The 13,957-nt window shown below is 62.2% G+C and carries 12 protein-coding genes and 1 riboswitch; of the genes, 7 read left to right on the top strand and 5 right to left on the bottom strand.

The genetic code is table 11. The features are described from left to right. The first annotated feature begins 89 nt into the window (after window positions 1-89). From ASD52_RS29405 to bluB, 3 genes are all read left to right on the top strand, one after another. Window positions 90-1,283, top strand: a complete 1,194-nt coding sequence (locus ASD52_RS29405) for a phytanoyl-CoA dioxygenase family protein (protein WP_057208695.1) — start codon at window positions 90-92, stop codon at window positions 1,281-1,283. A gap of 91 nt (window positions 1,284-1,374) precedes the next feature. Further along, window positions 1,375-2,196, top strand: a complete 822-nt coding sequence (locus ASD52_RS29400; RefSeq protein ID WP_025427220.1) for an SDR family oxidoreductase — start codon at window positions 1,375-1,377, stop codon at window positions 2,194-2,196. Window positions 2,197-2,273: 77 nt separating this feature from the next. Continuing rightward, window positions 2,274-2,483: riboswitch (cobalamin riboswitch) on the top strand. A 44-nt stretch (window positions 2,484-2,527) separates the two neighbouring features. Continuing rightward, the gene (bluB, locus tag ASD52_RS37970) at window positions 2,528-3,319 is read left to right on the top strand and encodes a 5,6-dimethylbenzimidazole synthase (RefSeq protein WP_057214315.1); all 792 of its coding nucleotides are present in this window, start codon (window positions 2,528-2,530) and stop codon (window positions 3,317-3,319) included. Here the strand turns inward: bluB and ASD52_RS29390 are convergent. The 4 genes from ASD52_RS29390 to ASD52_RS29375 all read right to left on the bottom strand — a co-directional run bounded on the left by ASD52_RS29390 (window position 3,228) and on the right by ASD52_RS29375 (window position 8,511). After that, window positions 3,228-4,298 carry a DUF2865 domain-containing protein gene (locus ASD52_RS29390; protein ID WP_025427218.1) on the bottom strand — a complete coding sequence of 357 codons (1,071 nt, stop codon included), beginning with the start codon at window positions 4,296-4,298 and terminating at the stop codon, window positions 3,228-3,230. The two genes, bluB and ASD52_RS29390, sit on opposite strands and share 92 nt — an antisense overlap. A gap of 187 nt (window positions 4,299-4,485) precedes the next feature. Further along, window positions 4,486-5,130: an acyl-homoserine-lactone synthase gene (locus ASD52_RS29385; protein ID WP_025427217.1), complete on the bottom strand. Its 645-nt coding sequence runs from the start codon at window positions 5,128-5,130 to the stop codon at window positions 4,486-4,488. Between the two features lie 154 nt (window positions 5,131-5,284). Further along, complete coding sequence (locus ASD52_RS29380; protein ID WP_025427216.1) at window positions 5,285-6,022, bottom strand: LuxR family transcriptional regulator; 738 nt, start codon at window positions 6,020-6,022, stop codon at window positions 5,285-5,287. Between the two features lie 176 nt (window positions 6,023-6,198). Next, window positions 6,199-8,511, bottom strand: a complete 2,313-nt coding sequence (locus ASD52_RS29375) for an NADP-dependent malic enzyme (protein WP_025427215.1) — start codon at window positions 8,509-8,511, stop codon at window positions 6,199-6,201. Window positions 8,512-8,686: 175 nt separating this feature from the next. Here ASD52_RS29375 and ASD52_RS29370 point away from each other — a divergent pair, with 175 nt between their 5' ends. Both ASD52_RS29370 and ASD52_RS29365 read left to right on the top strand, forming a co-directional pair. Continuing rightward, window positions 8,687-9,526 carry a UDP-2,3-diacylglucosamine diphosphatase gene (locus tag ASD52_RS29370; protein ID WP_025427214.1) on the top strand — a complete coding sequence of 280 codons (840 nt, stop codon included), beginning with the start codon at window positions 8,687-8,689 and terminating at the stop codon, window positions 9,524-9,526. 105 nt (window positions 9,527-9,631) lie between these two features. Next, window positions 9,632-10,852, top strand: coding sequence for an MFS transporter (locus ASD52_RS29365; RefSeq protein ID WP_025427213.1), 1,221 nt, complete (start codon window positions 9,632-9,634; stop codon window positions 10,850-10,852). On the opposite strand, the gene dgcA is transcribed toward ASD52_RS29365, so the two are convergent. Then, window positions 10,804-11,787, bottom strand: coding sequence for an N-acetyl-D-Glu racemase DgcA (dgcA, locus tag ASD52_RS29360; protein ID WP_025427212.1), 984 nt, complete (start codon window positions 11,785-11,787; stop codon window positions 10,804-10,806). The two genes, ASD52_RS29365 and dgcA, sit on opposite strands and share 49 nt — an antisense overlap. 138 nt (window positions 11,788-11,925) lie before the next feature. Here dgcA and ASD52_RS29355 point away from each other — a divergent pair, with 138 nt between their 5' ends. Both ASD52_RS29355 and ASD52_RS29350 read left to right on the top strand, forming a co-directional pair. Next, a complete protein-coding gene (locus tag ASD52_RS29355) occupies window positions 11,926-13,080 on the top strand; it encodes an MlaE family lipid ABC transporter permease subunit (RefSeq protein WP_025427211.1) in 1,155 nt (384 codons plus the stop codon). Between the two features lie 13 nt (window positions 13,081-13,093). Continuing rightward, window positions 13,094-13,903 carry an ABC transporter ATP-binding protein gene (locus tag ASD52_RS29350; RefSeq protein WP_057208693.1) on the top strand — a complete coding sequence of 270 codons (810 nt, stop codon included), beginning with the start codon at window positions 13,094-13,096 and terminating at the stop codon, window positions 13,901-13,903. The last annotated feature ends 54 nt before the right edge of the window (window positions 13,904-13,957 follow it).

Raw genomic sequence — 13,957 nt, 5'->3', positions numbered from 1 at the left:
CCTGATGGTTTTTTGATGGATTCCTGCTCTATATCACGATCTCACGCCGCCTATAGTCGGGACATCGAAAGTTTCTGAGGAGGAACGAGATGAAGACCGACAACAGGGCGCGCCAGCGCCTCGACCGTGTGTGGCTGAGCGAGGATGCCTGCGACATCGAGGCGTTCCGTGCGGAGGTGGAGCGGCAGACGAACCTTGCTGATTATCCACACGCGCTCGCCTGCGAGAAAAATGTGCTGATCTATGACAGCGCCAGCCTGGTTGCCGCCTGCGCCACGACCGAGGGGCGCCGCGCTGCCCTGGCCGAAATCTGCGAGGTGCTGGCAACCGGGCCCGGGGTGGCGGTGTTCAAGCACGCCTATGCCGACACATCAGTCATCGATGCGGCCAGCGGCATCTTTGACGCCATCATCGACGAGCAACACCGCACCAACAGTGGCGGCGGCGACCACTTTGCCAAGCCCGGCGCTAACGACAGGATCTGGAATTCGCTCGAAAAACACTGCCTGAAAAGCCCTGAGAACTTTGCCGCCTATTACGCCAACGCCATCATCGCGCTCGTCAGCGAAGCCTGGCTTGGTCCGAACTACCAGCTGACGGCGCAGGTCAATCGCGTCAATCCCGGCGGCGCGTCGCAGGCGGCCCATCGCGACTATCATCTGGGATTCCAGACCTCTGATGTCATCGAGCAGTATCCTGTTCATGTGCACAGGCTGTCGCCGGTGCTGACGTTGCAAGGTGCCGTTGCCCATTGCGACATGCCGATCGAGAGCGGTCCAACGCTTTTCCTTCCCTATAGCCAGACCTACGTGCCCGGCTATCTCGCGTTGAAACGTCCGGAGTTCCGGGCCTATTTCGACCAGCATCACGTGCAGCTGCCGTTGGAAAAGGGCGATGTCGTCTTCTTCAACCCGGCTCTCTTCCATGCGGCCGGCAGCAATCATTCGACTGATATCAAGCGCGTCGCCAACCTGCTCCAGGTCTCCTCGGCCTTCGGGAGGGCGATGGAGACCGTCGATCGCGCCAGGATGAGTGCAGCCCTCTACCCGGCGCTGACCGCACTCGTGGCATCCGGCACGCTTTCGGCCGATGAGGCGGCCAATGCGATTGCGTCCTGTGCCGAGGGCTATTCCTTCCCGACCAATCTCGATCGCGATCCGCCGCTGGGCGGTCTCGCGCCGAAGACCCAGGCGCAACTGATGCATGAGGCGCTGGCAGGCAGGTGGAGCGATGCGGATTTCAGAAGCGCGCTTGGCGAGCAGGCACAGCGCAAGCTGAGCTGAACGGCAGAATCGATCTTTCCGGTCCCCGGCGTTCTGCGGCGGGGGCCGGTCGCCCTGTTTTCATCTCACTTTCAATTCTGGGAGGACTTTCATGACCGAGCAATATGGCCGTCTCGACGGCAAGATCGCCATCGTCACCGGCGGGACGCAGGGGCTGGGCGCAACGATCGCCAACCTGTTTGCGGAACGTGGGGCTAAAGGTGTCGTCATCTGTGGACGCAACGTTGCCAAGGGCGAAGCGAAGGCCGAGCAGATCCGCAAGGCAACCGGCGCGCAGGTACTTTATGTCGAGGCAGACCTCGAAAAGGTCGAGGACGCGCGCAAGGTCGTCAGCGCCTGCGACGCCACATTCGGGCGCGTCGATGCGCTGGTCAATGCGGCGGCGATCACCGATCGCGGCACCATCCTGGACACCAGCCCCGAACTGTTCGACCGGATGTTCGCTGTCAATGTGCGCGCACCGTTCTTCCTGATGCAGGAAGCGGTAAAGCTGATGCGGCGGGAGGGCACGCAGGGCACCATCGTCAATATTGGCTCGATGTCGGCGATGGCCGGTCAGCCGTTTATCGCCGCCTATTGCTCGTCGAAGGGGGCGCTGGAGACGCTGACCAAGAACACCTCCTATGCGCTGCTGCGCAACCGCATTCGCGTCAATGGCCTCAATATCGGCTGGATGGCGTCCGAAGGGGAAGACCGCATCCAGCGCGAATTTCATGGGGCGGCAGACGACTGGCTCGAAAAGGCGGCCGCCAGCCAACCCTTCGGTCGGCTTGTCGACCCCAAGGAAGTCGCGCGTGCCTGCGCCTATCTCTCGTCGGATGAGTCCGGCCTGATGACGGGGTCGGTCATCTGCTTCGACCAGTCGGTGTGGGGCGGCTATGACGGCTCGCCGCATCCGGTCGCGCCGCTCTGACATCTGACGCTGTCGCGAGGCCCTGTGGAGTGACCGGCAAGCGACGCCGGACTTGCTTGTCATTCCCTGTGGGCTGTGCCCTTATGACGCCGTCAGGTGCCCGCAACGCGGGAGAATCGGGAATCCGGTGTTATTCCGGAACGTGCCCAACGCTGTGACGGGGACGACTGCCTCTAGGGATTTTGAGCTTGCTCAAGATCTTGCCACTGGATCTTCATGTGATCTGGGAAGGTGAGGCGGCCGGTTGATCCGAAGTCAGAAGACCGGCCTGGCAAGATAGACCGATATCCGCGCGGACGGCGGAAGGTTGTGCATTGTTGGGGATCGAACGATGCTGACTGACGCTAATGGCGGCCTTGCGGCTGCAGAGGCCTTTTCATCCGACGAGCGCGAAGCCGTCTATCGAGCCATCGAAACGCGCCGGGACGTGCGGGATCAGTTCCTGGCCGAACCCTTGCCTGACGATGTGGTGATGCGCCTGCTCAATGCTGCGCACCGGGCGCCATCGGTGGGTTTCATGCAACCGTGGAATTTCGTCGTGGTCCGGCAGGCCGAAACCCGCGAGCGGGTATGGCAGGCCTTTTCCCGCGCCAACGACGAAGCGGCATTGATGTTCGATGGCGACCGCCAAGCGAAATACCGCTCCCTGAAGCTGGAGGGGATCCGCAAGGCACCCTTGAGCATCTGCGTCACCTGCGACCGCACGCGCGGTGGAGCGGTCGTTCTCGGGCGCACCCATAACCCGCAGATGGATCTCTATTCCACCGTCTGTGCCGTGCAGAACCTCTGGCTTGCGGCGCGCGCCGAAGGCGTTGGTGTCGGCTGGGTCAGTATCTTTCATGAAAATGAGATCAAGGCGATCCTCGGCATTCCCGATCATGTCGTGATCGTCGCCTGGCTTTGCCTCGGATATGTCGATCGCCTTTACCAGGAGCCGGAACTTGCGGTTAAGGGCTGGCGCCAGCGGCTGCCGCTGGAGGAGCTGGTGTTCGAGGAAGGCTGGGGAACCTGCCGAAAGGCAGACGCTGCGATCAGTTGCTCTGAACCGGCTGGTAGCCCGGACCCTTCGGATGGCGAAGGTCGATCGACGTTTCCTCCTGGGGAAGGAACGTCGGCCCGATGACCCGCACCTTGCTCTTGGCGGGATCGTAGGGGCGCTCCTCCGCAGCCGCCTTGGCGGTAGGGGCGGCCGCTTCCTTCTTGCCCTCGATGACGATGATCGACGATTCGCTGTTGCCAGTGTTGCCACTGGAAGCCTTGGGCGTCGTCGCGATCTTTGGAATCTGGCAACCGCAAATGCCCGGCTTGCCGACGCCGCGCGTCCGATAGGCAAAGGCGTTTGGCAGTTCTTTATAGGGGCGTCCCGTCGAGGCGGAGACCATCTGGTCGCTCTCCTCGGTCGCCAGGTCGTGGAAAAATAGTTCTGTTTCGGCACCCGGGCAGCGGGCGCGGCAGGCCTGCTCGTCGCGGGCGAAGTCCACAGGGCTTGCCTCGGACGAGATCGGGAAGAAGGCGCCATCGCAAGTGCGCACGCACATGGTGCGAAGCGTGCCGGAATAGACGCCGCTTTCCGGCGGGTAGGTGCCCATTTCGCCGTCCCGCAGCATTGGTCCGTAGCTTTCGTCCGGCGGCAGATCGCGCAGGATGTTGCGGTACGTTTCCGGCTCGTCCGGGTCGGCGGTCGCAAATTCCTCGCTGCCACCATAGCAACCGTTGATCTCGAGGGCGGCGAGGATGCGCCGGCGCGTATCGTCTCCATCGCCTGACATCAGCTGCTGGCGCTCCGATTTGAGGATGCGCAGATTGTCTTCCATCTCGGCGATCAGACTGTTGATGTCTGTGCAGATATCCGGGTCGCCGCCGTTGAAGACGACGACGCTGCCTGTGCCGCAGCCGGCGCGTCGGCGATCGTTGCGCGCCCGGCGCAATTCGATGTTCTGTCGGGAAATCGCGCTCGCATAATCGCGGGTATCGGCCGTAGTTTCGATGGCGGCGGGCAGTTCGGCGAGCCGAGTGTTCAGGCGGTCGCACACGCTGGAGGCCAGCGCCTGATCGGCAAGAACCAGAAGCAGCGGCAAGGTCGCCGCGGCTAGGGTTTTCATGTTCCGGAACACGGGCGAACGTCCATTCCTGCAACCGCACGGCGCCACCCTTGTTGTCCGGGTTCGGTCGCTGTCGGCACTTCCTGTTTCAGCCCTATCATAAGGCTTGTCGCCGCCGGTGCAACGACAAGCCTCGCATTGCGTTAACAGCTCCGTCCGGTGGGAGGAACGGAAGGAGCGTTAGAGATCAGGCGGCGCGTGCCGTCTCCAGCGACATCGGCCGTTCAAGAACCGTGCCTTCGATCGCCGCTACGGCCTTCATGGCGCTGAGCAGCGACGGCGTCACTTCCCAGGCGACCGCTACGGCATAGACCGAGCCGATCCGGTGCGGGTCAGCGATGCGCTCGCCGGGGCAACCCATGCGGCGGAACATCCGCTCGAGGAAGACATCGGTCACCGTGACGATATGGCTGATGCCGGAGGCCAGCCCGAGTTCGCCGACACCGCACATCAGTTCTGCGGCGGCGACGGTCACCTGGTTGGAGGCGCGGTCCTGAGAAATCTCCGGGTCGATGCAGAAGCGGCTCGATTCCCAGATCGAGGCGCTGCGGATCTCAGGGTTGTCGCCAAGCAGGATCGGGAACGTATCGTCCAGCATGTTGGGGCCGAGCGTCGGCAGCAATCTCAGCGATCCGCGCAGTTTTCCCGTCTCCGGCGAATAGGACAGAATATAGAGCGGATTCGACTTGTCGTAATTGTCGATCTCCCATTCCCCATCGGTCTGCACGTCCCATTTCAGGAAATCGTGGAAGACGCGCTTGCGCAGCTTGAACATCTCGTCGATGGACTGTGGGTGCTGTCCGCGTGTCCTGCCGTTGAGGATCCTGATCATCTTCTTCTCCATCCTTGTTTTGGGGGATGGCGTGATGCTGTCAGTCCTCAGGCAGGGGCGAAACTGTCACTACCGACAGTTCCGGAAACCGTTTTTTCCCACTAAATATAGACGGGTTTTCAGATGAGCGAAGGAGGAGCGTCTTGAGGGTGGGTCAAACCGTCGGGATCAGTGCATGGCGAACGGCCTGGGCCACGGCCTGCGTGTTGGAGACAACATTGAGCTTTCGGCGGGCATTGGTCATGAAGAAACGCACGGTGCGTTCGGAAATGCCGAGAATGGTGGCAATTTCCCAATAGCTCTTGCCGGCCGCCGACCAGGTGAGAACCTCGGTTTCGCGACCTGTGAGGCGCGTATCGCGCGTGTTCAGCCCCCCTGTCATGGCGGCGTTTTCAAGCATGCCGGCATGAAACAGGTTGGCGGCGAGCTGGAAGTCGCGCAAGTGGTTGCGCCGATAGATCGACCACTCCGCGGCCGACATATTGACGTTGATGGCCAGCAAGGCGGTGCGGCCGGCCGGCGAGGGCAGCGGCAGGGCGACGCCTTCACTGGAAAGGCCGATCTCTTCGGCCGTCTTGAACAATGGCTCGCATTCGGGAAAGCGGTGGCGCGCCGTCGTCCATTCGACAGGCCTGACGCCACCGAGCGCCAGCTTGAGGATCGGGTCGATACGGTAGAGCTCCCGCGTCAGATAAAGCTCGGCCGCGTAGGCACCGAACGTGTGGTGCAACCGGCAGATCTTGAGCTCGTCGGCATAGGGCTCAGCTTCAAGATATAGGAGATGAGCGATGCGAAAGGTACGGCGCATCAACGTAAAGAAATGGGCCGGCTCGACACAGCCTCCGCATTCCAGAATTTCCAGCATGTCGAGGACAGCCTGTTGTTCAGTCATGCCACAACACCGATTTTTGCGCTAAACCCCACAATGGTTGGGGGTTCACCTTTTGTCCAGAACCGACAGCCGATTTGCTGTGGATTGTCGACCCTTGCAAACAATGGTTGTTGCCCAGGGTCGCGGCAGCATCACAGGGCCGCCGGGTGCGGCGGCCCTTAAAAACGAGGGCGTCGCTAGCCCGGATGGCTGGCTTCAACGACGGCGAGTGCCGCCATGTTGACGACGCCACGCGAGGTCACGGACGGCGACAGGATGTGCGCCGGCAGTGCTGAGCCGAGCAGGATCGGTCCGACATGCAGGCTGTCCGTCATCGTCTTGACGACGCCAAGCGTGATGTTGGCAGCATCCAGGTTCGGGAAGACCAACAGGTTGGCTTCGCCCGAGAGCGTGCTGTCGGGCATGACGCGCTGACGCAGCACTTCGGAGATGGCCGAATCGCCGTGCATTTCGCCATCGACTTCCAGATCGGGCGCGAGTTCGCGCACAAGCTGAAGCGCCTGGCGCATCTTGGTGGCACTCTCGGAATCGCGCGAGCCGAAGTTCGAATGCGAGACCAGGGCGGCATGTGGCGTGATGCCGAAGCGCCGGATCTCCTGCGCCGCCATGACGGTGGTCTGGGCGATTTCTTCGGCACTCGGGCAGTAGCTGACATAGGTGTCGGTGAAGAACGTGGCGCCACGCTGCGAGATCAGCAGGCTGAGGGCCGAGAAATCGAGCACGCCGTCGCGCTTGCCGATGATCTGCGAGACGTCGCGCAGGTGCTTGCTGTAACGCCCTTCGACACCGCAGATTAGCGCATCGGCTTCGCCGCGCTTGACGGCAAGCGCCCCAATGACGGTGGTGTTGGTGCGGACGATCGTGCGGGCAGCTTCCGGAATGACACCGAGACGGCCGACGAGGGCGAAATAGTCCTCGACGTAGTCGCGGTAGCGCGGGTCGCCCTCGGGGTTGACCACCTCGAAATCGATATCCGGACGAATGCGCAGGCCGTAGCGACGCAGGCGCGTCTCGATGATCTGCGGACGACCGATCAGGATCGGGCGGGCCGTGCCTTCCTCCAGCAGCACCTGGGCGGCGCGCAGCACGCGCTCGTCTTCACCTTCGGCGAAGATCACGCGGTTCTTCTGCGCATTCTTGGCGGCGGCAAAGACCGGCTTCATGATGAAGCCCGAGCGGAAGACGAAGCGGTTCAGCTTGTCGAGATAGGCGTCGTAGTCCTGGATCGGGCGGGTGGCGACGCCGCTTTCCTCGGCAGCCTTGGCAACCGCCGGCGCAATCCGGAGGATCAGGCGTTGGTCGAAGGGCGAGGGGATCAGGTAATCGGGACCGAAGACCGGCGTCTCGCCGGAATAGGCGCGGGCGGCCACGTCGGACGGCTCCTCGCGGGCAAGGCCGGCAATGGCGCGGACCGCCGCCATCTTCATTTCTTCGTTGATCGTGCTTGCGCCGCAGTCGAGCGCACCGCGGAAGATGTGCGGGAAGCAAAGCACGTTGTTGACCTGGTTGGGGAAATCCGAACGGCCGGTGCAGATCATCGCGTCGGGGCGCGCCGCGCGCGCTGCCTCCGGCATGATCTCGGGCGTGGGGTTGGCGAGCGCCATGATCAGTGGCTTTTCGGCCATCTGCACCAGCAGTTCCGGTTTCAGGACTCCAGCGGCGGAAAGACCGAGGAAAACGTCGGCGCCGCCGATACTGTCGGCTAATACCCGGTTGTCGCTTTCCTGCGCGTATACGGACTTCCATTCGTCCATCAGCACTTCGCGGCCCTTGTAGACGAGGCCTTCGAGGTCGTGCACCCAGATGTTTTCGGTCTTGGCGCCAAGCGTGACCAGCAGATTGAGACAGGCGAGCGCTGCGGCACCTGCACCCGAGGTAACGATCTTGGCCTTGGCGATGTCCTTGCCGGCCAGTTCCAGACCGTTGAGGATTGCGGCCGCAACGATGATCGCGGTGCCATGCTGGTCGTCATGGAAGACGGGGATCTGCATCTTTTCGCGCAACTGGCGCTCGACCTCGAAGCATTCCGGCGCCTTGATATCTTCGAGGTTGATGCCGCCGAAGGTCGGCTCGAGCGCCGAGATGACATCGACCATACGCTCGATGCTCGCCGCGTCGATCTCGATGTCGAAGACGTCGATGCCGGCAAATTTCTTGAACAGGACGGCCTTGCCTTCCATGACCGGCTTGGAGGCAAGCGGACCGATATTGCCGAGGCCGAGAACGGCCGTGCCGTTGGAAATGACCGCGACAAGGTTGGCGCGTGCCGTGTAGTCGGCAGCCGTTTCAGGATTGTCGCGGATGGCGATGCAGGGCGCAGCCACACCGGGCGAATAGGCGAGCGCGAGATCGCGCTGGTTGCCGAGCGGCTTGGTGGGCTGAATTTCGAGCTTCCCAGGGCGAGGGTAACGGTGGAAGAAAAGGGCCTGCTGGTCGATGTCGCCGCTGACCGGACCTGTCTGGGATTTCGTTTTGTCGCCCGTGCTCATAGTCTGCATTCCTCTTTTTTGGACGTGGCCTTGTGGCATGAATTGCGAACCGCGTACAGTTTTTGCGCGGTTCTTTTAAGCCGGTGCGACGAAGCGGCCGGCGTCCGTGTCATCTTCCTGAAACACGAGTCTGGTTTTGACGGGCCCCAGAAGGCTCAATCAAGACGAGGCTGGTATGATGGCGGCACCGCAAATCAATTCCGTAAGACACCTCAGGACGTTGTTCATCTCCGACGTCCACCTCGGCTCCAAGGCCGCCAAGACCGACTTTCTTATTGATTTTCTGCGCCATCACGAGGCTGAGACCATCGTTCTCGTCGGCGACATCGTCGATGGCTGGCGGTTGAAGCGTAGCTGGTACTGGCCGCAGAACTGCAACGACGTCGTCCAGAAGCTGCTGCGCAAGGCGCGCAAGGGCACGCGCATCATCTATATCCCCGGCAATCACGACGAGTTCATGCGCGATTTCCCGGGTGTTCACTTCGGCGGCATCGAAGTGGCGCAGCGCCATATGCACAAGGGTGCCGACGGCCGCAACTATCTGGTGCTGCATGGCGACGAATTCGATGTGGTCGTGCGCAATGCGCGCATCCTCGCCTATCTCGGCGACTGGGCCTACGATACGGCGATCGCCATCAATATCGGCCTGGCCGCCGTTCGTCGCCGGCTCGGCATGCCCTATTGGTCGTTCTCTTCCTGGGCGAAGCTGCAGGTGAAGCACGCCGTCAACTTTATCGGTGAGTTCCAGAAGGTGGTTGCCGACGAGGCGCGGCGGCATGATGCGCAGGGCGTGATCTGCGGCCATATCCACCATGCGGTCATCGAGGATATCGGCGACGTGCGCTACATCAACACGGGCGACTGGGTCGAAAGCTGCACGGCGATCGCCGAACACCACGACGGCACCATGGAACTGATCACCTGGCATCAGATGCGCGGCGGCGTCGCAGAGGCCGAGGGAACGGCCGAAGCCGAACGGCTTCTGGCGCACCTGCTGACGCAACGGGCAGCCTGACGGGAACGCCGGCGAGGGCGCAAGCGTCGCTTGTAGTGAAATCTAGGTTATGGCGATCCGGCAGCGGGCTATGCTATTGCTGGCCGATAGCCATCAGGTTCTCCCATGATTCCCTCCCAAGCGCCCGCAACTGTGGGCCCTCCGCCGCGTCATTTTGCGCTTCGCATCGCCTTGCTCTTCTGCGCTCCGTTGATCGTCAACGGTTTCGCAATGCCGTATTTTCCGGTCTGGTTGAGCACGCTTTCCATGAGCGATTTCGAGATCGGCGTCGTGCTGGCGCTGCCGATGTTCGTACGCGTGATCACCGCGCCAATTGCCGGTGTGATCGCCGATCGGCTCGGAGAGCGCACGATCGTTTTGATCTGGTCAGGTTTCCTGTCGCTGGCGACGGCTTTCGTGCTGTTCTACGCCCGGGAGTTCTGGCCGGTTCTGATCATCTATACGCTGCAATCGGCGGTCTATTCGCCCTATGTGCCGATCGTCGAGGCGATCGCGCTTTCCGGCGTCCGGCGCTGGGGTTTCGATTATGCGCAGATGCGGCTTTGGGGTTCCGTCGCCTTCATCGGCGCAACCATGCTCGGCGGCTGGATGATCGGCATCTTCGGTGGCGACATGGTGCTGCCGGCGATGGCGGTCGGTTTCGGCCTGACGATCCTGATGGCCTTTGCGGCGCCAAAGGTCGGCCGACCGCGGCGCCCGTCACCGATCACGGCGCTGACCGAGCCTCCGCCGCAATCGTTGCGCCAGCTCGATCTGCAGCTATTGCTGATCGGCGTGACGCTGGTGAACGCCAGCCACGCCATGCTCTTCGCTTTCTCGGCAATCTACTGGCAGCATATCGGCTATAGCGGCACGGAGATCGGCATCCTCTGGAGTGCCGGCGTTGCTGCTGAAGTGACGATGTTCATCTTCGCCAAGGCGATCATCCGCCGCTTCAGCGTCTGGACGATGATCCTGTCCGGCTGCTCGCTGGCGGTCGTGCGCTGGATCATCTTCCCGATGGATCTCGGCTTTTCCGGCTATTTCGTGCTGCAGTGCTTCCACGCCTTCACCTATGCGATCATGCACACCGGCATGCAGAACAAGCTGGTGGAGCGCGTCGTCGAGGAGCAGGAGGCATCGGCCCAGGGGCTCTATTTCTTCTACACCGGCATTTTCACGGCGATCCTCACCTTCCTGTCCGGCTATCTCTACGCCTGGTACGGGGTGAACGGGTTCTATTCGATGTCGGTCGTCGCCTTTGCCGGCTGCTGCTTTGCCGTTGCCGCCTGGTATCTTCAGCCCCAGAGGCGTGGTTCCGGCGGAAAGACCAGCGAGGCTTCGTAGCGCAGGCCGGGCGTGCGATCGCGTGCCAGAAGCAGGGGCCCGTCGAGATCGACGAAATCCGCGCCCTGCGCCGCCAGGATTGCCGGTGCCATGCCGAGCGAGGTTCCGACCATGCAGCCGACCATCACCTTGAGGCCGAGCGACGTTGCCGCATCGCGCATGCGAAGCGCCTCCGTCAGGCCGCCCGTCTTGTCGAGCTTGATGTTGACGGCGTCATAGCGATCGACCAGGGCCGAGAGGTCGCCGGTCGCGTGCACGCTCTCGTCGGCACACACCGGAACGGGGCGGGCGATCGTGGCCAGGGCCTGATCATGGCCGGCGGCAAGCGGCTGTTCGATCAGGTCGATGCGCTGCTCGGCGCAGATGGCGAAGTGATAGGCGAGGCTGTCGGGCGTCCAGCCTTCATTGGCATCGAGAATGATGCGGCTCTCCGGCGCACCCTCGCGCACGGCGCGGATGCGGGAGGCATCGTCTGATGTGCCGACCTTGATCTTGAGCAGCGCGCGGTGGGCATATTGTGCGGCCTGGTTGCGCATCGCATCGGGCTCGGCAAGCGACAGCGTATAGGCCGTCGTCAATGTGCCAGGTGAGGAGAGACCGGCAAGCTCATGGACAGATTTGCCTTTCTGCTTTGCTTCCAGATCCCACAACGCACAGTCGACCGCATTGCGGGCCGCACCCGGCTTCATCGCCGACTGTAGCTCCGGGCGCGTCAGGCCTTGTTCGATCTGCGGGCATATGGCTTCGATTTCGGCGAGCACCGAGGCAATGGTTTCGTTGTAGCGGCCATAGGGTACGCATTCCCCCCAACCGCTGGTGCCGTCCTTGGTGATTCGGCATGTCACGACGCTTGCCGTGGTCTTCGAACCGCGTGAAATCGTGAATGTGCCCGCAATCGGGAAGTCTTCGGTTGTCGCTTCGAGCACAGTTGACATGAAATCTTCTCCGGCGGGGCCTATCTGGCGCTTAGGTCTTGATGTTACCGGCTTCGTCAGGATGACATCAAGGATGTGAGCCGTTATGACGGAGCAAGCTTTTACGAGCGGTTAGCAAATCGGGATGACAGAGACCAGGTGACGCGTTCCCAGACCAAGATCGTTGCGGATGTCGCGCTCAGTGGAGACGCCGGAGGCTCGGAACGCGCGTATGTCTTTTCAGGCGTCTGGCGGCACGAGACAGCTGAAGCCATGGCCGCCAAGCTCGAACAGCTTGCGCGCAAGGGCAGCAGCGTCAGGCAGTTCGATCTGTCGGGTGTGACGGCTATGGACACGGCCGGCGCCTGGATCATCCGGCGCTTCATGACGCGGCTTGCCGGACCTGAAAAGGACGAGATCCAGTTCGTCGACGGCGGTCAACGCTATGTCGAGCTGATCGGCGCGCTACCGGCGGAACTGCCGGCACCGGAGGACGAAAGCGAACATCTTCCGCTGTTCCAGCGGCTGTTCGCACCGGTCGGCGAGGTGATGATCGCCACTTGGAACGATACCGTCGCGGCGATGTACATTCTCGGCTCGGCGGTTCGCGGTGCCCAGCTCAAGCTCGGGCGGCACAGTGGCGTCTCGCCGGCGGCCATCGTTCACCAGATCGACCGCATGGGCGTCAAGGCCGTGCCGATCATCATGCTGATGTCCTTCCTGATCGGTGCGATCATTGCGCAGCAAGGCGCATTCCAGCTGCGTTATTTCGGCGCCGAAGTCTTCGTCGTCGATCTGGTCGGCATCCTGCAACTGCGCGAAATCGGCGTGCTGCTGACCGCCATCATGATCGCCGGGCGTTCGGGCAGCGCGATCACGGCCGAGATCGGTTCGATGAAGATGCGCGAGGAGGTGGACGCGCTGAAGGTCATGGGCCTCAGCCCCGTCGGCGTCTTGGTGTTTCCGCGCCTCGTGGCGCTGACGATCGCGTTGCCGCTCCTGACCATCATTGCCAACTTCGCAGCACTGACCGGTGCGGCGCTGGTCGCTTGGACCTATTCGGGCATCACCGTTGCGACCTTCCTGTCGCGCCTGCAGGAGGCCGTGGATTTCTCATCGGTTGCGGCAGGCATGATCAAGGCGCCGTTCATGGCGCTGATCATCGGCGTGGTGGCGGCAGTCGAAGGCCTGAAGGTTGGCGGCAGCGCCGAATCGCTTGGCCGCCACGTGACCTCTTCGGTGGTCAAATCGATCTTCGTGGTGATCCTGATCGACGGCCTGTTTGCCATGTTCTACGCAGCGATCGATTTCTGAGGCGGATGGAACGATGAGCACAGCAGCCACGGAAAGACAGCAGGATCCGGCCTACGAACACGAAGCGGTTCTGTCCGTGCGCGACCTGACGGTCGGCTTCGGCTCCCACATCGTGCTCGACAAGCTCAACCTCGAGATTTTTCGCGGCGAAATCCTCGGCTTCGTCGGTGCCTCGGGTACCGGAAAGTCGGTGTTGATGCGCACGGTGCTGCGGCTTCTGGCCAAGCGCTCCGGCACGATCAAGATCCTTGGCGCGGAATACGACAGGATGTCCGAGGTTGACCGGATCGCGCTCGACATGCGTCTCGGCGTGCTTTTTCAGCACGGCGCACTCTTTTCGGCCCTCACGGTGCGTGAAAACATCCAGGTGCCGATGCGCGAATATCTCGACCTGCCGCAGAGCCTGATGGACGAACTGGCGCGCGTGAAGATCGAGCTGGTAGGTCTGGCGCCGGAGGCGGCCGACAAATACCCATCCGAGCTTTCGGGCGGCATGATCAAGCGAGCCGCACTTGCCCGCGCGCTCGCGCTCGACCCCGATCTCGTCTTTCTCGACGAGCCGACATCAGGCCTCGACCCGATCGGCGCGGCCGAGTTCGATGAGTTGATCGCCAAGCTGCGCGACACGCTCGGATTGACCGTGTATATGGTGACTCACGACCTCGACAGCCTGTTTTCGGTTTGCGATCGCATTGCGGTGCTCGGAAACAAGAAGGTTCTGGTCGAGGGGACCGTCGAGGACATGTTGGCCTGTGACGATCCTTGGGTGCAGTCCTATTTCCGGGGCAAACGGGCGCGGTCGATCGTGCGGCACGACGAATAGCGTCAGGAAGCCGGCGGGCGATCCCGGGTGTCTTGGACATCTTCCGGGGTGTCT

The organism is Ensifer sp. Root142, from assembly GCF_001426785.1.
GTDB lineage: Bacteria > Pseudomonadota > Alphaproteobacteria > Rhizobiales > Rhizobiaceae > Ensifer > Ensifer canadensis.
The sequence above is the reverse complement of the archived record's forward strand: the minus strand, read 5'-3'. Positions and strand labels throughout refer to the sequence as shown.

Bases quoted from the DNA above. Each gene is read 5' to 3' on its own strand.
- ASD52_RS29405 (WP_057208695.1), top strand. From the start codon at position 90: ATGAAGACCGACAACAGGGCGCGCCAGCGCCTCGACCGTGTGTGGCTG.
- ASD52_RS29400 (WP_025427220.1), top strand. From the start codon at position 1,375: ATGACCGAGCAATATGGCCGTCTCGACGGCAAGATCGCCATCGTCACC.
- bluB (WP_057214315.1), top strand. From the start codon at position 2,528: ATGCTGACTGACGCTAATGGCGGCCTTGCGGCTGCAGAGGCCTTTTCA.
- ASD52_RS29390 (WP_025427218.1), bottom strand. From the start codon at position 4,298: ATGAAAACCCTAGCCGCGGCGACCTTGCCGCTGCTTCTGGTTCTTGCC.
- ASD52_RS29385 (WP_025427217.1), bottom strand. From the start codon at position 5,130: ATGATCAGGATCCTCAACGGCAGGACACGCGGACAGCACCCACAGTCC.
- ASD52_RS29380 (WP_025427216.1), bottom strand. From the start codon at position 6,022: ATGACTGAACAACAGGCTGTCCTCGACATGCTGGAAATTCTGGAATGC.
- ASD52_RS29375 (WP_025427215.1), bottom strand. From the start codon at position 8,511: ATGAGCACGGGCGACAAAACGAAATCCCAGACAGGTCCGGTCAGCGGC.
- ASD52_RS29370 (WP_025427214.1), top strand. From the start codon at position 8,687: ATGATGGCGGCACCGCAAATCAATTCCGTAAGACACCTCAGGACGTTG.
- ASD52_RS29365 (WP_025427213.1), top strand. From the start codon at position 9,632: ATGATTCCCTCCCAAGCGCCCGCAACTGTGGGCCCTCCGCCGCGTCAT.
- dgcA (WP_025427212.1), bottom strand. From the start codon at position 11,787: ATGTCAACTGTGCTCGAAGCGACAACCGAAGACTTCCCGATTGCGGGC.
- ASD52_RS29350 (WP_057208693.1), top strand. From the start codon at position 13,094: ATGAGCACAGCAGCCACGGAAAGACAGCAGGATCCGGCCTACGAACAC.